Origin of the sequence: Dethiosulfovibrio peptidovorans, assembly GCA_002748665.1 — a bacterium.
In the GTDB taxonomy this organism is placed as follows: Bacteria; Synergistota; Synergistia; order Synergistales; family Dethiosulfovibrionaceae; genus Dethiosulfovibrio; species Dethiosulfovibrio peptidovorans_A.
In genome coordinates, this window is record PDTB01000023.1 from 17,007 (window position 1) to 38,120 (window position 21,114).

Annotated in this window: 21 protein-coding genes; all 21 read left to right on the forward strand. The window is 53.9% G+C overall.

Annotated features, from left to right (window positions below; genetic code table 11):
* The first annotated feature begins 7 nt into the window (after window positions 1-7).
* The 21 genes from lepB to CSA35_06885 all read left to right on the forward strand — a co-directional run bounded on the left by lepB (window position 8) and on the right by CSA35_06885 (window position 20,917).
* Complete coding sequence (gene lepB / locus CSA35_06785) at window positions 8-520, forward strand: signal peptidase I (GenBank protein PIE54307.1); 513 nt, start codon at window positions 8-10, stop codon at window positions 518-520.
* Window positions 520-1,344 carry a ribosome biogenesis GTP-binding protein gene (locus tag CSA35_06790; protein PIE54308.1) on the forward strand — a complete coding sequence of 275 codons (825 nt, stop codon included), beginning with the start codon at window positions 520-522 and terminating at the stop codon, window positions 1,342-1,344. The genes lepB and CSA35_06790 overlap by 1 nt, the downstream gene beginning before the upstream one ends.
* Window positions 1,341-1,922 carry a ribonuclease HII gene (locus CSA35_06795; GenBank protein ID PIE54243.1) on the forward strand — a complete coding sequence of 194 codons (582 nt, stop codon included), beginning with the start codon at window positions 1,341-1,343 and terminating at the stop codon, window positions 1,920-1,922. Before CSA35_06790 ends, CSA35_06795 begins: the two co-directional genes overlap by 4 nt.
* Entirely contained in the window at window positions 1,919-2,959 is a 1,041-nt protein-coding gene (locus CSA35_06800; GenBank protein PIE54244.1) for a hypothetical protein, read from the forward strand. The genes CSA35_06795 and CSA35_06800 overlap by 4 nt, the downstream gene beginning before the upstream one ends.
* Window positions 2,956-3,243, forward strand: coding sequence for a flagellar biosynthesis (locus tag CSA35_06805; protein PIE54245.1), 288 nt, complete (start codon window positions 2,956-2,958; stop codon window positions 3,241-3,243). The genes CSA35_06800 and CSA35_06805 overlap by 4 nt, the downstream gene beginning before the upstream one ends.
* Window positions 3,244-3,254: 11 nt before the next feature.
* Window positions 3,255-3,623 carry a hypothetical protein gene (locus CSA35_06810; GenBank protein PIE54246.1) on the forward strand — a complete coding sequence of 123 codons (369 nt, stop codon included), beginning with the start codon at window positions 3,255-3,257 and terminating at the stop codon, window positions 3,621-3,623.
* The gene (locus tag CSA35_06815; protein ID PIE54247.1) at window positions 3,620-5,119 is read left to right on the forward strand and encodes an ATP-dependent protease; all 1,500 of its coding nucleotides are present in this window, start codon (window positions 3,620-3,622) and stop codon (window positions 5,117-5,119) included. Before CSA35_06810 ends, CSA35_06815 begins: the two co-directional genes overlap by 4 nt.
* Window positions 5,116-6,195, forward strand: coding sequence for a DNA-protecting protein DprA (gene dprA / locus CSA35_06820; protein PIE54248.1), 1,080 nt, complete (start codon window positions 5,116-5,118; stop codon window positions 6,193-6,195). The genes CSA35_06815 and dprA overlap by 4 nt, the downstream gene beginning before the upstream one ends.
* A gap of 31 nt (window positions 6,196-6,226) precedes the next feature.
* Complete coding sequence (locus CSA35_06825) at window positions 6,227-7,054, forward strand: phosphoenolpyruvate synthase regulatory protein (GenBank protein PIE54249.1); 828 nt, start codon at window positions 6,227-6,229, stop codon at window positions 7,052-7,054.
* Between the two features lie 81 nt (window positions 7,055-7,135).
* Window positions 7,136-9,550 (forward strand): phosphoenolpyruvate synthase, encoded by a 2,415-nt coding sequence (locus CSA35_06830; GenBank protein PIE54250.1) that lies wholly within the window; start codon window positions 7,136-7,138, stop codon window positions 9,548-9,550.
* A gap of 236 nt (window positions 9,551-9,786) precedes the next feature.
* On the forward strand, window positions 9,787-11,919 hold the full coding sequence (locus tag CSA35_06835; GenBank protein PIE54251.1) for a DNA topoisomerase I: 2,133 nt from the start codon (window positions 9,787-9,789) through the stop codon (window positions 11,917-11,919).
* Window positions 11,916-13,262 carry a methylenetetrahydrofolate--tRNA-(uracil(54)-C(5))-methyltransferase (FADH(2)-oxidizing) TrmFO gene (locus CSA35_06840; protein ID PIE54252.1) on the forward strand — a complete coding sequence of 449 codons (1,347 nt, stop codon included), beginning with the start codon at window positions 11,916-11,918 and terminating at the stop codon, window positions 13,260-13,262. Before CSA35_06835 ends, CSA35_06840 begins: the two co-directional genes overlap by 4 nt.
* 25 nt (window positions 13,263-13,287) lie before the next feature.
* A complete protein-coding gene (locus CSA35_06845) occupies window positions 13,288-14,181 on the forward strand; it encodes an integrase (protein ID PIE54253.1) in 894 nt (297 codons plus the stop codon).
* Entirely contained in the window at window positions 14,174-14,704 is a 531-nt protein-coding gene (locus CSA35_06850; GenBank protein ID PIE54254.1) for an HslU--HslV peptidase proteolytic subunit, read from the forward strand. Before CSA35_06845 ends, CSA35_06850 begins: the two co-directional genes overlap by 8 nt.
* Window positions 14,701-16,128, forward strand: coding sequence for an HslU--HslV peptidase ATPase subunit (locus CSA35_06855; GenBank protein ID PIE54255.1), 1,428 nt, complete (start codon window positions 14,701-14,703; stop codon window positions 16,126-16,128). Before CSA35_06850 ends, CSA35_06855 begins: the two co-directional genes overlap by 4 nt.
* An 85-nt stretch (window positions 16,129-16,213) precedes the next feature.
* Window positions 16,214-16,987, forward strand: coding sequence for a GTP-sensing pleiotropic transcriptional regulator CodY (locus CSA35_06860; GenBank protein ID PIE54309.1), 774 nt, complete (start codon window positions 16,214-16,216; stop codon window positions 16,985-16,987).
* Between the two features lie 58 nt (window positions 16,988-17,045).
* Window positions 17,046-17,444 (forward strand): flagellar basal body rod protein FlgB, encoded by a 399-nt coding sequence (gene flgB, locus CSA35_06865; GenBank protein ID PIE54256.1) that lies wholly within the window; start codon window positions 17,046-17,048, stop codon window positions 17,442-17,444.
* Entirely contained in the window at window positions 17,444-17,866 is a 423-nt protein-coding gene (flgC, locus tag CSA35_06870) for a flagellar basal body rod protein FlgC (GenBank protein ID PIE54257.1), read from the forward strand. The genes flgB and flgC overlap by 1 nt, the downstream gene beginning before the upstream one ends.
* 9 nt (window positions 17,867-17,875) lie before the next feature.
* Complete coding sequence (locus CSA35_06875) at window positions 17,876-18,616, forward strand: hypothetical protein (protein ID PIE54258.1); 741 nt, start codon at window positions 17,876-17,878, stop codon at window positions 18,614-18,616.
* Between the two features lie 7 nt (window positions 18,617-18,623).
* Window positions 18,624-20,501: a molecular chaperone HtpG gene (locus CSA35_06880; protein PIE54259.1), complete on the forward strand. Its 1,878-nt coding sequence runs from the start codon at window positions 18,624-18,626 to the stop codon at window positions 20,499-20,501.
* Window positions 20,502-20,611: 110 nt separating this feature from the next.
* Complete coding sequence (locus CSA35_06885; protein ID PIE54260.1) at window positions 20,612-20,917, forward strand: hypothetical protein; 306 nt, start codon at window positions 20,612-20,614, stop codon at window positions 20,915-20,917.
* Window positions 20,918-21,114: the final 197 nt, after the last annotated feature.

Below are 21,114 nucleotides of genomic sequence, written 5' to 3' on the forward strand. Positions count from 1 at the left end.
GTACGTTATGGTAGCAAAACCGTGGTGGCGAGAGACTATAGAGACGGTCCTCTGGGCTGTCGTTTTGGCATTGATCATTCGGACCTTTGTGATTCAGGCCTTCTGGATTCCCAGCGGTTCCATGATACCGACGCTTCTTCCCGGTGATCGGGTGTTGGTGTGTAAGTTCTGGTACGCTATTCAACCTCCCAAGCGGGGACAGATATTTGTTTTTAAGTATCCTGTGGATCCCAAGAGGGACTTCGTGAAACGGATTATCGGTCTTCCTGGTGATACTCTGGAGATTCGTCAGGGTACTGTCTATCTCAATGGCGAACCTCAAAAGGAGCCGTATGTGGCCTTTCCCGATGCCTACACGATGGAGCCGGTGACCGTGCCGGACGACTCGTTCTTCGCCATGGGGGATAACCGCCCGAACTCACAGGACAGCCGATTCTGGGGTTTTGTGCCGAGGAAAAATATCCGAGGGCCGGCTTTTTTTCGATATTGGCCCATCAAGCGGATAGGCCTTCTTGAGTGATGACGGGGCGGACTGTCTGGTTCCCCGGCCATATGGCTAAGGGAACCCGAGCCTTGGAGGATGTGGCCCGAAAGCTGGACTTGATTCTGGAGGTTCGTGATGCTCGGGCTCCCGAGGTTACGGCGTCTCCTTTGAGCACCGTCCTTTCCCAAATCTGTCCTGTGTGGAAAGTCCTTACAAAGAGAGACCTGGCTGATCGGAAAGTGACCTCGTCGTGGGTGAGCACGTATCGACAGGGCAAGAGTCGTGCCTGGGCTGTGAATCTGCTGCGGGGGGCTGTCGACGATCTCAGGAAGGAACTCGCTAAGGAGCGACCGGCTCACAGGGAGCTTCGTCTGGCGGTGGTAGGGATTCCTAACGTGGGCAAGTCGGCCTTGCTCAACTGTCTGGTTGGGAAAAAATCGGCCCCAGTCGGGGGAGTCCCGGGAGTGACAAAAGGCGTCTCCTGGTACAAGGGCAAGGGCTTTTTGGTGGTGGACTCTCCGGGGATTTTGGATCCTAGATCAGGGGAACATATTCAAAAAACTCTGGCCTGGCTTGGCTGCTCTAAAGTCGAGGTCATCGGTGGCTATGAGGAGGTGGCAGCTCGACTGATCGCCTTTCTCGTCGAGAAGGAGTTTTGGGGTCTCGTGGAGACGGTCTGGGGTATGAAACCGTTGTATGATCCATACGAGACGCTGGAGGCGCTTGGGCGTCGTCTCGGCTGCCTTCTGCCCGGAGATCGGGTGGATCGTACTCTGGCAGGTCGCCGATTCCTTGACAGCTTTTCCTCGGGGAAGCTGGGCACCCTGTCTTTGGAGCGCCCCGGGGATGTTATTCAATGACGGTACCGGTATTTGCCGGGGTCGATGAGGCCGGGCGTGGTCCTATGGCCGGTCCCGTTGTCGCAGCAGCAGCAATCCTTACTGCTGAACAGGCAAGTGCCTTGAGCTCCCTGGGACTTCGAGACTCGAAAAAAATGACGTCTCGCAGTCGAGAGGCGGTTTTCAGTACAATAAAGGATATCGGCGTTATATGGACAGCGCAGGTTGCCTCGGTGGAGCGCATTGATAGGATGAACATCCTTTATGCGACCTTATGGGCCATGAAAAAAGCCGTAGAAAGGCTCCCTCGGCGGTTTTTCGATGGGGTTTTGGTGGATGGAGATAAAGAAATTCCCGGTTTGAACCTTCCTCAGCAGGTCTGTCCTGGCGGTGACGACAAATACCCCCAGATATCGGCGGCTTCTGTGATCGCTAAGGTCCTTCGGGATGGGCTTATGGTGGCATTGGACAAAAAATACCCAAAATATGGCCTGGCTCAGCATAAGGGCTATGGCACCAAGGCCCACCGGCGTGCGTTGGAGCTCTATGGAGTGACAGCCATCCATCGTCGAAGTTTTCATTGGAGAACGCCCTCATGATCGACGGTATTGGGAACCCCAATAACATAGGCATAGGAACGGGACGAAGTCCCTTAGCGCCTCTTCCGCAACAGGGACGGCCTAACCTTGCCGATCGCCCCATACCGGATGGTGCTGTGGTTCAAGGCCGGGTTCTCTCGGCTCAGGATGGCGTGTATATTGTTCAGATAGCAGGCCAGAACATGACGGCTCGATCCACGGTCCCCCTGTTTCAGGGACAGTATTTTCAGGCTGTGTGGGACACGAGAGGGGATGTCCCGCTGCTGCGGCTTCGAGTTGAGGATTCGGCTCTTTTGGGGCGGCTTCCCCAGAGTGATCGGGATGTGGCGGCTCTCCTGCTTGCCAAAGGGCTGCCCTTGACTGACTCCCTTATCCTCGGTCTTCGACGGGAACTCCGTCGCTTTGGCGGAGACCTGAGGGCTATGGACTCCATGATAGAGCTTCTGGCCAGAGGCGAGCGGATCTCTTCTGATCGGGTGGGGCTTCTTTCATGGTACCTGGCCATGACTCCGGGTGAGGTGGCCGAGCAATGGCGAAGAGTTCGTCGGGAGCTCAGGGAGAGAGGGCGTCGGGGGCAGGAGCCCCTGACATCTCTTCGGGAGATGAAGGAGGGAGACGACGAGATGGCTCGTTTTCTTCGGGCTCATGTTCTTGCCTCAAAACCTCCAAGAGAGCCCTTCGCTCATGCTGCTCTGGCCGGTGCGTGGTGGCCGCTGCCCAACGAGGATTCTCTGCCCGCTCGGGTTCGCTTTCATTCATCTCCCTCTACCCATGGAGACCACCGGTTTTCACAGGTGTTTTTCAACATGGAGGGCGTCGCTTTGAGGTCTGTTGATGGGCAGATTGAAACCGACGGGCGAGCTCTAACTGTAGCGATCAGGGCGGAGGACATTCAGGGACAGAAATTTCTTCTGGATCAGCTATCCGAGCTTCAGGGAGAGTTGGAGAGTCTGGGGCTCTCTCTTCAATATCTTGGGGTTGATCTCCGCCAACGGGTCAAAACTCGTCGGTACCTTCGACTGGACGTGGAAGCATGAGCAAAAGCAGGGAAAAGTGCCCCCAAGCCGCTGCTCTTCGGTATGATCAGGAGCAGGAGAGGGCTCCTCGTATTTTGGCTTCCGGGCAGGGGCCCGTGGCTGAACGCATCATGGATATAGCTAAAGAGGCCGATATCCCCATTGTGGAAGATGCCGCATTAGTCACGGCCCTCTTGGCGTTGGATATAGGGGAGGAAATTCCTTTGGAACTGTACGAAGCAGTGGCTCGGGTTCTGGCTTTCATCTACAGGGTGGATGTAGCCAACAGACCTGATCAGCCCTGAGCTTTCGCCGTATGGTGTCCCATCTGGAAAAAGGTCGTCGAGGCGAAGACCTGGCCTATCGATACATCCTGGGGCTGGGATGGCCTGTGTTGGGGCGGAATGTCCGATTTCGTTCAGGAGAGTTGGATTTGGTGGCTCGAGACGACGATATAATGGTGGTGGTCGAAGTCCGATATCGGTCGGTGGCGGTGCTTATGCCGACTGAGGCAACGATAGGGCCGAGAAAAATGCGGCGATTGGTCAGGGCTGGAGCTACGTACATGAATCAAGTCGGCTGGGACGGATTCTGGCGTATTGATTTGGTTGCATTGACCGAACGACGGGGGCGGATTCAATTGGATCACTACAGGGATATTACGGGAGGAGATGTGGTTTTGTGAACCCAGTGAGAGGAGTCACCCTTCGAGGGGTGGATGCCCTTGAAGTGGACGTAGAGGCAGAGATCGCTGGTGGGTTGTTCTCCATCTCTATCGTCGGCCTTCCAGATGCGTCGGTTCGAGAGTCGCGGGAGAGGGTCAGAGTGGCTCTTAAATCGGCGGGAGTTCCTCTCAAGGGGCGAATCTCCGTTAATCTGGCCCCGGCGGATCTCCCCAAAGAAGGTACTCTGCTGGATCTCCCAATCGCGGTTGTTTTGGCCCTTCGTTCTCAGGGTATCTCCATGAATACTCCTGCTCTGTTCATGGGAGAGTTGGCCTTGGATGGCCGAATTCGTCCTGTTCGGGGAGCCGTCCCGGCAGCCATACTTGCCAGAACCATCGGGATACCTCTGTATGTTCCCGAAGGCAACGCTGCCCAGGTTGGCCTTGTTCCCGAGGTTCGGGCCTATAAGGTGACTCAATTGAAGGAGCTTTTAAGCCATCTCAGGGACGGGGCCCATCTGCCTGAAGTGAGGCCTACGGACCTCCGCAATGTCTCAGCTCCTGTGGATCCTGATTTTTGTCACGTTCGAGGTCAATCGGCAGCTAAGAGAGCCTTGGAGATCGCTTCAGCCGGACATCATAACATCCTCATGATTGGGGCACCCGGAAGTGGCAAGACCATGTTGGCGCGAGCTTTCAGGGGAATACTGCCGCCTTTGTCCGACGACGAGATCCTGGAGACTTTGCTCGTTCGAAGTACCTTGGGCCTGGACGAACATCCTGATCGCCAGCCACCCTTTCGGGTGATCCATCACACGGCCTCCACCGTAGCCGTGTGCGGTGGAGGTTCAGCTCTTCGCCCCGGGGAGATATCTCTGGCCCATCGAGGGGTTCTCTTCCTTGATGAATTCACCGAATTTCGACGAGACTTGGTCGAGGCCCTTCGTCAACCCTTGGAGGACGGAGTCATCACCGTCAGTCGGGCTGCTGGAACGGCGGTGTATCCTTCTCGTGTGCTCTTGGTTTTAGCCGCAAATCCCTGTGCGTGTGGATGGTTTGGTGATCGCCTCAAAACCTGTAGCTGCTCGGCGGTGGAGCTTGAACGCTATCGTCGTCGCCTCTCTGGCCCCGTTATGGATCGAGTTGATCTCCACGTCTCGGTACCTCGCCTGGCTCCTGATGAGCTTGTCGGCTTTTCCCACGAGCCCGGAGAGTCCAGCCTCGTCGTTCGGGAGCGAGTATGTCGCGCTAGGGAGATCCAGAGGCAACGTTGGGAACCTTATGGATTTTGTTCCAACGCAGAGGTCCCTGAGACTATTCTTCGGGAACAGCTGAACCTGTCACAACAGGGACAACAGGTTCTAACCAAGATGGCTGAGCGACTCCGAATCTCGGGCAGAGGATTGGCTCGAGTTCTTCGGGTTGCTCGAACCATTGCCGATCTTCAAAAAGAGGGTGCCGTCCCAGCAGAGGCGGTGTACGAGGCTTTGGCGTATCGGGAGGCGATGACGTCATGACTGAAAACGAAAGAGCTTTGCTGGTTTTAAACCGAGTGATCAGCTCACCGGGACGATGGCTTCGGGCTTTGAAGGAACGTACTCTCACTGCTGCCGATCTTTGGCGAGATAGAAGCAGTGCCCAGGCTTTGGGATTGAAGGACGAGACCTGGGAACGTGCTGCTTCTCTATTGGGCTCTCCTTGGCCTGAGGACGAGATACTCCGAGCTCAAGAGGCCCAAGCGAGGATCGTTTTTCAGGGAGATGAGAGTTATCCTGGGGCTCTCTTGGACTTGGAAGATCCGCCGGTGGTCCTCTACGTTCGAGGAAGCTGGCCTCTATCCTCCTTGGCTGTCGCTCTGGTAGGCACTCGTCGCTGTTCCCCCTATGGAGTTCAGGTTGCCGGGGCTTTAGGCAGAAAATTAGCCGAGGCTGGTGTCGTGGTGATCAGCGGTGGGGCCGTGGGGATCGACGGAGCTGCTCATTCTGGAGCTATCGAAGGATCAGGGGTTACCGCAGCCATTCTGGGGACTGGTGTGGACCAGGTCTATCCTCGAAGTCACGAAGATCTGTTCTGGTCCATACTGGATTCTGGTGGTGCGCTCATCAGTCGATTCCCCATGGGTGTTGCCGGGACCCCATGGCATTTTCCCAAAAGAAACGGTATGATCGCTGCCTTGGCTCGGCACGTTGTGGTTGTGGAATCTCCTCTTCGGGGGGGGGCTATTATCACTGCTCGAGCGGCCGCCGAGATGGGGAGGGATGTCTGGGCTGTCCCGGGACAAGTAGGGCAAACCGTCTCCGTAGGGTCCAACAAACTGCTCTTTGATGGGGCTCAGCCTCTCTGGGATCTGGATCAGTTTGTCTCTATTTTTGCCGAGACGTCGAGATCTGAACAACTGGATTTGAGGGTGGACAAACAGATCTCCGAATCGCCTCTTCTGGAAGAACTCAGGCGATCCGGTGCTCTCACGGTGGACCAGCTGGCTCAAAATCTTGGTGTCGCTGTTCATGAGGTGACTGGGATCCTCGCCGAGCTTGAGGGGGATGGCTTGGCCTACCGATCCGGTCCTGGGCGATGGAGCGCCACACCGTAAAGGATTTTGTCGATAATGTAAGGAGGACCCTATGGTTGTTGGGCAGGAGCATGATCTTCACATCTTCGTCGTCTCGGACTTCACCGGAGAGACGGCTCACAGTGTCTCCTTGGCTGCTGCCAGGCAATTTCCTGATAAGAGAATAGCCTTTACCCGTCATCGCTATCTTAAAGATCTGGACTTGGCCCGTCAGGTATGCCAAGAGGCGAGGGACGCTGGGGGCATCATCGTCTGTACCCTGGTTGAGCACAGGATTCGCTCCTTCGTCCAACGGGAAGCTCGATGTCTCGGAGTGGCGGTGGTGGACATTTTCGGCCCTCTTATGGAGGTCTTCTCGGCTCAGTTGGGCATTGAACCCCTGGAGGAGCCCGGCCTTATGCACCAAATGGACGAGACCTACTTCAAGCGTGTGAAGGCCATTGAATACTCCATCACGTGCGATGACGGGAGTAACCCTCATCTGCTCAACGAGGCTGATTTGGTGATCCTGGGCGTCTCCCGAACATGTAAAACCCCTCTGTCCATGTATCTGGCCAACAAGGGATATCGGACGGGCAACATCCCTCTTGTTCCAGAGCTGGAGCCGCCGGAACAACTTTTTCAGGTCCCGTCGAACAGAATTGTCGGGCTCATTATCGCTGCGGAAGCTCTGATGCAGATCCGGCGAGAACGCATCCAGATGTTGGGGCTGGACCCCGACAAAGCGTCGTACGCTCAAAAGGATCGAGTGGAGAATGAGTTGAGATACGCTCGTTCGATTATGTCAAGAGTCGGAGCTACCGTCTTTGATGTGACCGGGCGAGCCATAGAGGAAACAGCCCAGGAGATTTTGGATTTGTTGAGGGCAAGTGAGGCCTGATTGAGCGACGAGTCGAACCGGACTCAGGTGTGATCAGGATGATAGCTAAAAACCCTTGATGAGAGGGGAGGAGGGTACATTATGATCTATCGGTATGTACGATGGTTTGAGGAAATTGGCAAAAACGACGTTCCGTTAGTGGGAGGAAAGGGTGCGAACCTGGGGGAGTTGACAAAAAACGGGGTTGACGTGCCTCCTGGTTTTTGTGTTACGGCCCAGGCCTATAGGGAGTTCATCCAAGGCGCTGAGCTTGGTGACCGTATTCGCTCCGTCATTGAATCCGTGAACGTTGATGACCCCGTGGAACTCTCTATGGCTTGTGAGAAAGTTCGTCGGTATATTGAGGACTCTCCCATGCCAATTGAGGTCGAGGCTGAGATCCGGTCGGCTTATCGAGAGCTATCCGAGATAGTGGGGACGGAAGAACCCCGAGTTGCCGTTCGAAGTTCCGCTACGGCGGAGGACCTCCCGGATGCCTCCTTCGCTGGTCAGCAGGACACATACCTCCACATCGTGGGCGTCAGCTCTGTAACCCGTCATGTTCGACGATGCTGGGCTTCTCTGTGGACGGCTCGTGCTACGGCGTACAGGAACACCCAAGGGTACGATCATTTCGACGTGGCTCTGAGTGCTGTAGTTCAGAGGATGATTTCGAGCCATCGTTCTGGAGTCCTGTTCACTGCTGATCCCGTATCGGGAGACCGAAACCGAATCGTGATCGAGGCCAGTTGGGGGTTGGGCGAGGCCGTTGTCTCTGGGATCGTGACGCCGGATCAATACCTCCTGGATAAAAAGGACCTGACCCCTCTGGATGTCTCCGTGGCCGAGAAGAAAACCATGGTTGTCGAGCGTCGTAATGCACAGGGAACGGTATCCGTCTCGGTTGCAGAGTATCTGGGGCCTGAATTTGTCTCTCGTCAGTGCCTCTCAGGTGATGAAATAAGAGCTCTCGGATCGGTAGGCCGATCCATCGAACTTCATTACGGTTGTCCTATGGACGTCGAATGGGCTTTTGACGAGGGATCGGGGAAGCTTTTCATCCTTCAGGCTCGGCCCATCACTACCTTACCAGAGATGTCCGCCGTGGATGTTCCCGAAGAGAACCCCAAGGTGATTGAAACTCCGTCATCATTGATGCCTCAAGAGGACGCTGGATCGTTAGAGGTCTTGGCTCGTGGCTTGGCTGCCTCGCCGGGAATTGCCTCCGGTCCGGTCATCCTGGTTCGGGGGATGGACGAAATTGGAGATGTCCAGGCGGGGCAGATCATGGTTACGGCCATGACCAATCCCGACATGGTCCCCGCTATGAAAAAGGCTGCTGCTGTCGTTACCGACGAGGGAGGGCGAACCTGTCATGCTGCCATAGTCTCCAGGGAACTGGGTATCCCCTGCATCGTCGGGACAAAGGACGGAACGAGGCATCTGGAGTCTGGATCCCTGGTCACGGTCGATGCGACCCGAGGGGTTGTATACAAGGGAACCGTGAGCCTGACCTCCGACGAAGACAGGCATTCGCCCGTGGCCCCTCCGGCGTCGGGATACAGCCGGGACATGGTCTACGATCTTGCTCCGGTCACGGGAACCAAAATATACATGAACTTGGGCGATCCCTCGGTGGTAACAAAGTACAAAAATCTCCCCTTTGACGGTATCGGGTTGATGCGTACTGAGTTTGTTTTCAATAGCTTAGGTGTTCATCCCATGCACCTCGTTAAAACCGGCGAGGGGAATAGGCTCATTGATCACCTCTCTCAGTCGGTTACGACCGTTGCCCAGGCCGTATATCCCAAGCCCATGGTCGTGCGACTGAGCGACTTTCGGACCAACGAATTTCGTGGCCTTCAGGGCGGTGAGGACGTGGAACCCGAGGAGAACAACCCCATGATCGGGTGGCGGGGAGTTTCCCGGTACATCTCGCCCGAGTATGAAGAGGGATTTCGCCTGGAATGTCGGGCTATCAAGAAAGTTCGGGATGAGTTCGGCCTTATCAACGTATGGGTCATGCTCCCCTTCGTCAGGACGACCTGGGAGCTGGAGCGGGTGAAGGACATTATGGCCTCTGAAGGGCTGATTCGAAACAAATCGTTCAAGCTCTGGATTATGGCAGAGGTCCCGGCGGTGGTCTTCGCCGCCGATGAGTTTGCCACGATGGTGGATGGCTTCAGCATTGGCAGTAACGACCTCACCCAGCTTGTTATGGGGGTTGATCGAGACTCGGGAATCCTGAACACCATGGGATATTTCGACGAGCGAAATATTTCAGTGACCCGGGCTATTGAGACCCTCATCGATGCTGCTCATCGGCATGGCATCACCTGTTCTATCTGTGGACAGGGGCCGTCTCTGTATCCTGACTTTGCTGAGTTCCTGGTCAGGGCCGGTGTGGACAGTATGAGCGTTAATCCCGACACCGTTGCGTACACGAGGAAATTGGTCGCTGGAGTGGAACAGAGGCTTATCCTCGGAGGTCTTCGAACACTCCATAAAAATAACTAAAAACCAACTGAAGCATGAGATCGGGGACACGCCCTTTTAGGACGGGTCCCCGCTTTTTCTGTTATATTTCGGTTGACAAGTCCGATTCTGACGGTACAATTACGGACGTTTCCCATAATTTTGATCGAGGAATTGACGTCTGTGACCAGGAGGGGCTGTGCATGCAGTATACGCATGGCCTGTGAGGACCGAAATAGAGTTCCGGCCTTGATCTGCTAAAAAAGGAGGCCCATGGGATGGCTACTTCTAAAAAAACCGCTAAAAAACGGTCGGGTTTGACCCTGGTTGTCGTTGAGTCGCCTACAAAGGCAAAGACATTAACTAAAATGCTAGGATCGGGGTATACCGTCAAAGCCAGTGTGGGGCACATTATGGACCTGCCCAAGAGCCGTCTGGCCATCGATGTGGACGATGGCTTCCAACCGGAGTACATATTGGTCAAGGGCAAGGCCAAAATAAAAAGGGAACTGCTCTCCATCGCTGCCAAAAGTGACTCGGTGCTCCTGGCCTCAGACCCAGACAGGGAGGGGGAGGCTATCGCCTGGCATTTGGCTGGGATCCTTGGGCTTGATCCTCAATCGCCCTGTCGTATCCGGGTACATCAGATTACCAAGGATGCTGTTCGGGAAGCTGTAAAAGCTCCGACTCCCATCGACATGGCTAAGGTCGACGCCCAACAGGCACGAAGGGTTCTGGACCGTCTCGTGGGATATACTCTGAGCCCTCTTCTCTGGAAAAAAATCCGCTACGGGCTCTCGGCCGGCCGGGTTCAGTCCGTGGCCCTCACGATCATCTGCCAGAGGGAGACCGAGATAGAGCAGTTTGAGCCTCAGGTCTATTGGGAAATCGAGGTCCGGGGCGATGCCGACGACGGCAGAGCCTACCGGCTCAGGGTCGAGAGGAAAGACGGCAAGACCTTACTTGTCAGGGATCGCCCCCTGAAGATCAACTCGGCCGAAATGGCTCAGGACATCGTGGATACGGTGAACATGGAAGGCCTCACCGTGGTATCCTTTACCACCAAGGAAGGGCGACGGAAAGCTCCGAGTCCTTTGAAGACCAGCACTCTTCAGCAGGAAGCCGCACGGCGGCTCGGTTTTTCGCCTCGACGGACCATGAGAGTGGCTCAATCCCTCTTCGAGGGGGTTTCAATCCCTGGTCGAGGCCCCACGGGGCTCATTACCTACATGCGGACCGACAGCCTCCGTCTGGCTCCCGAGGCCGTTCGTGCCATTCGGGACCATATCTCTGATCGATGGGGAGCGACCTACTTGCCGGACAAGCCGAACCTGTACGTGACCAAAGGCCGGGCTCAGGACGCCCATGAGGCCATCCGTCCGACGGACGTCTCCCTGACACCAGATACGCTTCAAGCCGTCTTGACCCCTGAGCAGTATCGGCTCTACGACGTGATCTGGCGCAGGACCGTCGCCAGTCAGATGGTTCACGCGAGAGTGGATAACTCAATTCTGGACTGTGTCTCGGGAGCGTACGGACTGAGACAAAAAGGGACGGTCGTCAGGTTTGAGGGATTCGGCGTACTCTGGCCTCTGGATGCCAGGGACGACATTCTGGCTCCAGCTGTGGAGGGAGAGAAGCTCACGGTGATCGCCGCAGAACAGGAGCGTAAGGAGACGATGCCCCCTGCCCGTTACACCGAGGCCAGCCTTATAAAAAACCTGGAGGATCAGGGAGTGGGACGCCCATCGACCTACGCGTCCATCGTGGAGACGCTCTACGACAGGGCCTATGTGGAGAAAAACGAGGATCGTCATCTTGTTCCCACTGGCTTAGGACGATCTGTTGACGGATTCCTCCTGGATCACTTTGATAGCCGAAGCGTCTCTCCGATCGTCAATCCCGGATTTACGGCCACGATGGAAGAATCTCTCGATAAGGTGGAGGAGAACGAAAAAAACTGGGTAGATGTCGTCGCCCATTTCTGGGGTCCCTTCACTGATGCGATCAGCGAAGCTGAAAAAGCCCCCAGAGTTCCGCCGCCTCCCCCGGAACTTATCGGTGAGGACTGCCCCGAATGCAGCTCCCCTCTGGCGAAAAAAAGGGGGCGTTTTGGCGAGTTTATAGCTTGTACTGGGTATCCCAATTGTAAATACACCAGACCCATCCTGAAAAACATAGGTGTTCAGTGTCCCATCTGTGGCCAGGATAAGGGCGGAGAAGTCGTTCAGCGAAAAAGCAAAAAGGGACGTCGGACCTTCTATGGATGCTCCCGTTACCCTGATTGCGACTATGTCTCGTGGAACAAACCAGCGGCGGAGAAATGCCCTGAGTGCGGTGGGAATATGGAGTTCAAGGGGCGATCCAGAAAACCTGTCTGCACCAAGTGCGGTCATAAGGGAATCGAGTGACCGTTCATCGATCCGTGACCGTTGTCGGTGCCGGACTTGCTGGAAGCGAGGCCACATGGCAACTGGCCCGTCGGGGAATTCCTGTTCAGTTGATTGAGATGCGTCCCGTGCGTTCGTCTCCGGCTCACGGGAGCGATCTGTTTGCCGAGCTCGTGTGTAGTAACTCCTTGGGCGGTGATCGAGAGACCACACCGGCGGGTATTCTGAAATCGGAGCTCCGTCGCCTGGGAAGTCTTGTCCTTCAGATCGCAGATGCGACGTCGGTCCCCGCAGGAAATGCGCTGGCTGTGGATCGGGAGCGGTTTGCCCGGGAGATTACTGATAAGGTGTCGGGGCACCCTCTTGTTCAGGTAGAACGCCGGGAGATGATCGATATCCCTCAAGGGCCGGTTATTCTGGCTACTGGGCCTCTCACGTCGGAACCCTTGGCCCGTGCCATTGCCGACGCTGCAGGGCAGGATTCTCTCTACTTTTACGACGCTGCGGCACCCCTGATACTTGCCGAAACTATCGATATGACCGTTGCCTACAGGAAGGATCGATATTCGGAGGAGCAAGACGGTGACTACATCAACTGTCCTATGACCGAGGAGCAATACAGCCGATTTTACGAGGCCCTTGTGGACGCCGAACGAGCGCCTCTTCGGGATTTCGAGAAAAAACACTACTTTGAGGGATGTATGCCTGTTGAAGTTTTGGCGAGTCGAGGAGTCGATACGCTTCGGTTTGGTCCTCTGCGTCCTGTGGGGCTCGAACATCCTGATACGGGGAAACGCCCCTTCGCCGTGGTCCAGCTTCGTCAGGACAATCGTGAGGGCACTGTCTACAACATCGTCGGGTTTCAGACCAATCTTCGATGGCCTGAACAGGAGCGGGTCTTCCGCCTCATCCCTGGACTTGAGCGGGTGGAATTTGTCCGAAAGGGCGTCATGCATCGTAACATCTACATCAACGCCCCGAAAGTCTTGAACAAAGCTCTCGAACTCAGAGGGCGGGAACAGGTCTATCTGGCTGGTCAGATCACTGGTGTTGAGGGATACGTGGAGAGCGCCGCCATGGGAGTTGTGGCTGCTCTTAACCTCGTTGAACGTCTGCGGGGCCGAGGCCCTGTCGCATGGCCTCGGGAAACGGCTTTGGGCTCTTTAGTCCATCGTCTCGGTGATGACACGGTCAAGCGTTTTCAGCCGACAAACGTTAACCTGGGTCTCTTTCCACCTCTTGAGGAGCGAATAAAGGGCAAACCGGCCCGCTGTGCTGCTGTCGCAAGGCGAGCGGCTCTGGCTATGAATAACTTTATCGGAGCAGAAAAAATATCTTCTGTTTCTAAAATAGACTTTTTTTAAGCTCCAAGGATGCTACAATAGTATAATGAGTGTTCAGGTTTTTTCCGTTATTGATGGATTTCTCGACAGAATGAGAACTTCCGGTGCTTCAGAACATACAATTATCAACTATGCTGTCGATCTTGGACAGTTTGCGGATTTTTTAGATGGTCGGGGACAGATATTGATCGATCAAATCGACACGAGCGGGATACGCTCGTTTGTACGGGCTCTCTCCGGGTGTGGTTTTGCACCTGCGTCGGTTGCTCGGAAGCTCTCAGCTGTCAAAAGTCTTATGAAATATCTTGTTCTTCAGGGAATCCTGACTCAGGATCCCTCAACCCGAGTTCGTGGTCCCAAACGATCTGAGCGACTCCCTAGAGCTCTTTCGACGGATCAGGTGGCCGCTATTATCGACCGGGCGTATGAGGATGAGCAGGGAGTTCGCAACGGGGCTCTCGTGGAGCTCATGTACGGATGTGGTCTTCGGGTGGCTGAGGTCGTCTCCCTTCGGTGGGACGATATAGAGATAGACGAGCGATGGCTCCGGGTTATGGGAAAGGGCGATAAAGAGCGGGCCGTTCCCTTCGGCACTATGGCTCAGAGGGCGTTGAGGAGGCTGAAGTTTGAGGCTCTTCCAGGCGAGTCTTTGGTTTTTCCTGGAAGGAATGGACAATCTCTGACCGTTCGGACGGTTCACCGAGTCGTCGTATACGCCGCATCTCGGGCAGGAGTTCCAGAGGTGAGTCCTCACTCTCTTCGTCACAGTTTTGCGACTCACCTCCTTGAAGGGGGGGCACCTCTTCGCGTCGTGCAGGAACTGTTAGGCCATGATCACCTCACCACGACACAACGGTATCTGATGGTCACGGCCCAGCATCTTAGAGAAAGCTATGAATCGGCCCATCCTCGGGCTGGAGGTGAACCGATAGATGTTTGAAGGCACCACAATACTTTGCGTCAGACGTGGGACGACAGTCGCCATGGCAGGAGACGGCCAGATGACCTTGGGAACTCAGATCATCAAGTCCAACACGGTCAAGGTCCGTCGACTCCATTCCGGTTCTGTGTTGGCAGGGTTCGCTGGCTCCACTGCTGATGCTATGACCTTGTTGGAGCTCTTTGAAAAAAAACTGGGTGAACACGGGGGAAACCTGATGAGAGCGGCGGTCGAGCTGGGGAAACAATGGCGAACCGACCGTATGCTTCGTCGCTTGGAGGCTATGATGTTGGTCGCGGATAAAACTCACACCATCCTCTTGTCGGGAGCTGGGGATATTATCGAGCCGGAGCACGATGTTGCGGCCATCGGTTCGGGGGCGGCGTACGCCTTGGCGGCAGCGCGTGCCTTTTTGGAGAGCAGCGATTGGGAGGCCGAGCAGATTGCCCGTCGTTCCCTTGAAATTGCTGCAACTATCTGTATCTACACCGATGATGTCATCTCCATGGAGGTGATCTCATGATCGGCGGAGAGTCCACGCTGATTCCTTCTGCAATCGTTCAGTATTTGGATCGGTATATCGTAGGGCAAGACAGGGCGAAGAGAGCCGTGGCTGTTGCCCTTCGGAATCGGATTCGACGTCGAATGTTGGAAGCTGACCTTGCTCATGAGGTCGCGCCCAAGAACATCCTCATGGTGGGGCCGACAGGGGTGGGGAAAACCGAGATCGCTCGCCGGCTGGCAGAGTTAGTTAACGCCCCTTTCGTCAAGGTGGAAGCCACTAAATTCACCGAGGTCGGATATGTTGGCCGAGATGTTGAGTCCATGGTTCGTGACTTGGTGGAAACCGCTATCCAGATGGTTCGTAAGAAGATGTTGGAGGATGTCCAGGCTTCAGCCATGGAGAAGGCCAGGGAACGGGTTGTCGACTTTTTAGTCCCCTCCAGAAAAAAAAACGCCTCGGGCGGGATCCCGACCTTTATGAGTGTCCTTAAAAGTATCGGTAGCGACGCCCCCGATCAAAGCTCTGAGGAGACAGAGATTTCAGAAGACGAGCGGATGCGTGACTCCACCAGGGTCAAGCTTTTGGATCTGGTCGCTCAGGGCAAACTGGACGACAGAGAAGTCGAAATAGAGGTTCAGGAATCTCCCCATATGGGGATTCCCATCATGGGAGGCATGGGCATGGACGAGATGGGCATCTCCATCGGCGAGATGCTGGGTGGTCTCATGCCAAAGAAGAAGAAACACCGCACCGTGAAGGTGAAAGACGCTCTTCGGCTCCTCCAAAATGAGGAAGCCGAGAAGCTTATCGACGAAGACGCTGCTACCAGAATGGGTCTTGAAAAGGCTCAGGAAGAGGGTATCATCTTTGTGGACGAGATCGATAAAATTGTGGCCCGGGGCGGAGCTGGCGGAACCCATGATGTCAGCCGGGACGGGGTTCAAAGAGATTTACTTCCTGTTGTGGAGGGCTGCTCCGTCCAGACCAAGTATGGTCAGGTTTCCACGGACCATATCCTCTTCATAGCGGCTGGTGCCTTCCATCAGAGCAAGCCTTCCGATCTGGTCCCCGAGCTTCAGGGGCGATTCCCCATCAGAGTTGAGCTGGAGCCTCTGGATAAAACGCAGTTAGCTCGGATCCTTACAGAACCCAAACACAGTCTTCTTCAGCAATATGAGGCCTTGCTTCAGACTGAGGGGGTCACCTTGGATTTTCGGGAGGATGGGGTCCAGGAAATTGCGGCCCTCGCTGAATCCATGAATTTGGAGATGGAAAACATCGGCGCTCGGAGACTCCACACGATGGTGGAACAACTGCTTGAGGAAATCAGTTACGAGGCACCGGAGAGGTCCGGTGAGACCGTTACTGTGGGGGGGGATTTTGTCCGGGAGCGGTTGGCTTCTTTGGTGCAGGATAGTGATGTCCGTCGGTATCTGTTGTGATACAAATGATCTCAAGAACAGAGGCAAAGGAGGAGAGCGCATGCACGATGGAACGACAGAAAAGATAACCCACGGTGAGGAGGCCATGCAGGACCTCTTGGAGAAAACAAGGCAGGTCGGTCGGGCACTTCAGAGTCATCGAGAGGGAGCGAAGCTCGACTATAGCAAGCTAGCGAAGCTCCTATGTGAATTCTCAACGGCCAACGCCTATATACTGAACCGGGAAGGCCAGATTTTGGGCTACTCCTGGGTGAGTGAATATCATTCGAAAGCGATCACCTCTTTTTTAGAGTCAGGCTTTATGCCCGAAAGCTTTGTCGAACACCTGAATCAACAACGAGAAAGCCTCATGAGCAAGATCGATGCTCATATCTTCGACGATCCTCAGGACAAAAATCAGCACAAAGATACCCTCTGTGTACCCATCTACAGTGCGGCTGAGAGATTAGGTACTTTGCTTCTGGTTCGTTTCGCTGAGACGTTTCGAACGAAGGATCTTGTTCTTGCCGAATATCTGGCCACGCTGGTGGGGATTGAAATCCTCCACGAACGGACAAAGCTTATTGAAGAACGCTCTCGTGAGCGCTTGGTCGTTCAGATGGCTATGAGAGCTCTCTCCTATTCGGAGGTCGAATCCGTCAAACACATTATTACCGAGCTTGGGGCTTACGAAGGAGTAGTCATCGCCAGCAAAGTCGCTGACCGGGTTGGAGTGACCAGAAGTGTTATAGTCAACGCCCTGCGAAAATTGGAAAGTGCGGGTATAATAGAAAGCAGGAGTCTTGGCATGAAGGGTACCTTCATTAAGGTCCTGAGCAGGTTTTTTATCGAAGAGTTAGGCATTACGCTCGAAGATTAAGCAATAGCTCTGAGAATAAAACGCAGTAAAAATCGACGCATATCCTGGAGGTGGGGCTGTGTTTGATGTAACGTGGAAAGTGATGGCAAAAGATCTTGAGGGATTGGCACATCGGTTTCGTGCGGTTGGGCAAAACCTGGCGAACATCAATACTCCGGCGTATGCTCGTCGAGAGGTCTCCTTTGAGGACCAACTGAACGATGTTATCAATGGCTCTAAACGTATACCCCTGGCTGTGACCGACGAACGCCATATGACTATCCACGCTCGATCTATTGTTGACGTCACACCTAAAGAAAACAGAATCCCAGACCAACTTTATCGCCTGGATCGCAACAACGTAGATCCCGAGATCGAAATGGCCAAGCTTACGGAAACTCGTCTTGGATATGAGGCAATGACTCGGCTTATGGCCAAAAAAGTCGGAAACTATAAAACCGCTATAGGGGGTCGCTGATGCGAGTTTTTAAACACATTGACGTAGCTGGAAGCGCCTTGACAGCTCATCGACTCTGGGTGGACACTATCTCTCAGAACCTCGCCAACGTCAACACTTCCAGAACCCCTGAAGGAGGACCCTACATCCGTCGGGTGCCGGTTTTTCAGCAAATTTTGGATGAGATTGGAGAAGAGGGTAAAGTTAAGGGCGGTGTTAAGGTGGTCGAAATCGCCAAAGATACCTCCTCTGCTCCTCGTTTGGTCTATCAGCCTGATCATCCAGATGCTGATGAAGAGGGATATGTGGCTATGCCCAACGTCAGCGTTGTTCGAGAGATGGCCGACATGATGACTGCTAGCCGGGCGTACGAGGCTAATCTTGCAGTCACCGGCTCAGCTAAAAACATGTGGTTGGCTGCTTTGGATATTCTTAAGGGATAGTGTTGCAGTTTGTTCAGAAGGCTCTCAGTCCAGACGGGGCCTTTTTTTCGTCTTGTCACTTTGATGGGCATCCTGTACAATAGGCCTTTTGGAAATCCACAAGTCCTGGGGAGTGATTCCATGAATAACACAGCGCGGCAAAGCTTTATTTGGGCCATTTGTCTCCTCTTACTTGGAGCATCTGGAAGCTGGGGGAGTTCCCATATCGAAAAAGCGCATTTTCTTGACGAGTACATCAGAAAACAAAACCAATCTACCTACGATGTAGCGCTTCGGCCACAAGCTGACGAGGCCGTCAGAAAAGCGATTGCGAGCGGTTTTCGGCAGTATAACAGTTCTGTCTCCTGGAAACACGCTTGGGAATATGCAGGGTATGTCATGGAGGCCTGTAAAAAATTTGGTGTCGAAGACCCTACCCTTGTGGCTGGTATGATCGTCAAAGAATCTCGAATTCGCCCTCGAGCTCGGTCTCGATATGCCTATGGTCTTATGCAGATATACTGGAAGGTCCATAAGAAGTCAATAAAAAGGACTTTCCCGTGGATAAAAAACACGGAAGATCTCATGAATCCACGGAACAATGTTCTGGTAGGTACCTGGATATTTGCATCATACCTGAAGAACTCTGGCAACGACATCCATAAGGCTCTCCATCGATATCTGGGAGCTCACAATCACCGGTATGTCTCCAAAATTATGTCCTACCGGGGTACCATTCGCAAGAACCTTATCGCCGACGAGAGGAGCTAGATATCATATGAGTGTTGCCAGAGAAACCCACGTATTCGAGACCGAGGCGAAACAGATCCTGGATATGATGATCTATTCGGTTTACTCTAACAAGGATATCTTTCTTCGGGAACTTGTCTCCAACGCCTCCGATGCTCTGGATAAACTCCATCTCGAAGCACTGATCGACCATGACTTGGCTCAATACGCCAAGGACCCCTTTATCAGGCTCGTTCGGGATGAGAAAGATCGAAATCTCTCCATCTCGGACAATGGTATCGGTATGGACCGAGACGAGATCATTGCCTACATTGGAACTATCGCTAAGTCGGGAACCAAGGAATTTCTGGCGGCTTTGAAGGAACGTCGGGAAGGCGACCCGGCAGAGATGCTTATTGGTCAATTCGGTGTGGGGTTCTACTCTGCGTTCATGGTGGCCGATAAAGTAACTCTTCTCACCAAAAAAGCGGGTTCGAATATTGCCTGGCGCTGGGAGTCCTCTGGAGATGGGACATACACCCTGGAGGAGGCAGAGCGGCCGACTCCGGGAACGACCGTTACTCTTCATTTGAAAGAGGCGGATCATGAAAACGGTCTCAAAGACTACACGTCGCCTTGGGTTATCCGTGATATTGTCCGTACCTACTCGGATTTCGTGGCCTACCCCATCAAAATGCAGGTGGAGCGCCCCAAGGACGATGCCTCGGGAACCGTTATCAACGACGAAACGCTTAATTCCATGAAGGCTCTGTGGATGCGCCCCGAAGACCAGGTCACAGACGAGGAATATCGTCAGTTCTATCGCCACGTTGCCCACGACTGGCAGGATCCTTTGGAACGAATCGTCTTCGCTACCGAGGGTGTCACCGAGATGCATGGGATTCTGTTCATACCTCTTAAAGCCCCCTACGATATTTTCTCCGAGGCGGGAGGCCGAGGTGTTAATCTCTACGTCAAACGAGTTTTCATAATGGAGAACTGCGCTGACATCCTTCCGGGGTATCTGCGATTTGTTCGGGGCGTTGTGGACTCCGAAGACCTCTCCCTCAACATCTCGAGAGAACTTCTCCAGCAGGATCGTCAAGTTCGCCTCATCCGAAAAAGCGTCACCCGAAAAGTTCTTCAATCCCTGGCTTCCATGTTGAAAGACGACCGAGAACGCTATGATCGTTTTTGGAATGAATTTGGTATCATTCTCAAGGAAGGACTCATACGAGGTGAGGGGGACGATGAGGCAATCCGTAACATCTGCCTCTTCTCCTCGACCCGTTCGGAGGATGACAGGATTACCTTGGGAGACTATCTGGATCACATGACTTCGGATCAGAAGCATATTCACTATATCACCGGACCGTCCGTTGAGATTCTCAGGAGCTCGCCTCATCTTGAAGTGCTTCTGGCAAAGGGAGAGGAGGTTCTGCTACTTGCCGATCCTGTGGACGAACTATGGGTTCAAGGAGCTGAGTTTCAGGGTAAACAGTTTCGGTCGGTGGCTCAGACAGGGGAGAATGACAAAGTCGAGGATGCTGAGTCCTCGTCATCTCCGCTGTTGGGTCGGGTCAAAGATGCCCTCAAAGACTTGGTGAAGGATGTTCGATTTTCTCATCGTCTCACCGCGTCTCCGGCATGTCTTGTTGGTACTGAGGACGACGTCAGTCCTCAGATGGAGCGAATTATGCGGGCAATGGGACAAGACGTCCCTGAAGTTCGGCGAGTATTGGAGCTCAACGGGGATCATCCCGTACTCAAAAAGATGATCGCCCTTGTGGAGTCGGACGATGTCGATCTGGCGCCTTTTTGCTATGTACTCTACGGTCAGGCTCTTCTTGCTGAGGGGGGGAACCTCAAAGATCCCGCTGAATTTGTTCGACAGCTATCTGTCATCATGGATAGAGCTCTCGATTGATGGCCGTTTGCGTATAAGTGGCTTAGTATGGTATCGTTGAGGAAAAGAAGGGGCTTTCGGGGCAGAAGCGGTTAAACTTTTTTAGGATAAACGTTTGAGGAGGAGACGGGATGGAACGACTGGTCAACGATGTGTATCTCTCGGGTGTACTTCACTTTGTAAAGGGAGACACCGTTGGAGAGAATCGGCTGGGAAAATACTTTGAATTTTCTCTGAAAAGAGAATATCGAGACATGGATGGCAGCGACCGAATCGACTTTCTCAGGATGCGAGCGTTCAATCCTGAGATCGTCCAGTGGTTGGAGAGACAGGAAGAAAATCTGCCGGTTTGGGTTGCAGGTGAACTTCGTTCCTCTTTGGGGAGCGGGCGAATCTATGTCCTCGTGAAAAAAATCCAGACGCTCAACAGCCTTTGAGAGTCTCTGTTTTCTTGAAAGCCGCCTCTTGGCGGCTTTTTTGATGCTGAAGACTCAAATTAACAGCAGGTAGGTTTAACAGCAGGTAGGTGCGGTGATACGGAGCGTTGTGTTACAATAAAACTAAAGTGGGGCAAACAATGTAAAACTGCGCGGTATTCTTGAAAACCACACAGTTGTGTGATAGGATGATTCTT

Bases quoted from the DNA above. Each gene is read 5' to 3' on its own strand.
- CSA35_06825 (PIE54249.1), top strand. From the start codon at position 6,227: ATGGTTGTTGGGCAGGAGCATGATCTTCACATCTTCGTCGTCTCGGAC.
- CSA35_06795 (PIE54243.1), top strand. From the start codon at position 1,341: ATGACGGTACCGGTATTTGCCGGGGTCGATGAGGCCGGGCGTGGTCCT.
- CSA35_06885 (PIE54260.1), top strand. From the start codon at position 20,612: ATGGAACGACTGGTCAACGATGTGTATCTCTCGGGTGTACTTCACTTT.
- CSA35_06800 (PIE54244.1), top strand. From the start codon at position 1,919: ATGATCGACGGTATTGGGAACCCCAATAACATAGGCATAGGAACGGGA.
- lepB (PIE54307.1), top strand. From the start codon at position 8: ATGGTAGCAAAACCGTGGTGGCGAGAGACTATAGAGACGGTCCTCTGG.
- CSA35_06830 (PIE54250.1), top strand. From the start codon at position 7,136: ATGATCTATCGGTATGTACGATGGTTTGAGGAAATTGGCAAAAACGAC.
- CSA35_06850 (PIE54254.1), top strand. From the start codon at position 14,174: ATGTTTGAAGGCACCACAATACTTTGCGTCAGACGTGGGACGACAGTC.
- flgC (PIE54257.1), top strand. From the start codon at position 17,444: ATGCGAGTTTTTAAACACATTGACGTAGCTGGAAGCGCCTTGACAGCT.
- CSA35_06810 (PIE54246.1), top strand. From the start codon at position 3,255: ATGGTGTCCCATCTGGAAAAAGGTCGTCGAGGCGAAGACCTGGCCTAT.
- CSA35_06845 (PIE54253.1), top strand. From the start codon at position 13,288: ATGAGTGTTCAGGTTTTTTCCGTTATTGATGGATTTCTCGACAGAATG.
- dprA (PIE54248.1), top strand. From the start codon at position 5,116: ATGACTGAAAACGAAAGAGCTTTGCTGGTTTTAAACCGAGTGATCAGC.
- CSA35_06790 (PIE54308.1), top strand. From the start codon at position 520: ATGACGGGGCGGACTGTCTGGTTCCCCGGCCATATGGCTAAGGGAACC.
- CSA35_06805 (PIE54245.1), top strand. From the start codon at position 2,956: ATGAGCAAAAGCAGGGAAAAGTGCCCCCAAGCCGCTGCTCTTCGGTAT.
- CSA35_06855 (PIE54255.1), top strand. From the start codon at position 14,701: ATGATCGGCGGAGAGTCCACGCTGATTCCTTCTGCAATCGTTCAGTAT.
- CSA35_06860 (PIE54309.1), top strand. From the start codon at position 16,214: ATGCAGGACCTCTTGGAGAAAACAAGGCAGGTCGGTCGGGCACTTCAG.
- CSA35_06835 (PIE54251.1), top strand. From the start codon at position 9,787: ATGGCTACTTCTAAAAAAACCGCTAAAAAACGGTCGGGTTTGACCCTG.
- CSA35_06880 (PIE54259.1), top strand. From the start codon at position 18,624: ATGAGTGTTGCCAGAGAAACCCACGTATTCGAGACCGAGGCGAAACAG.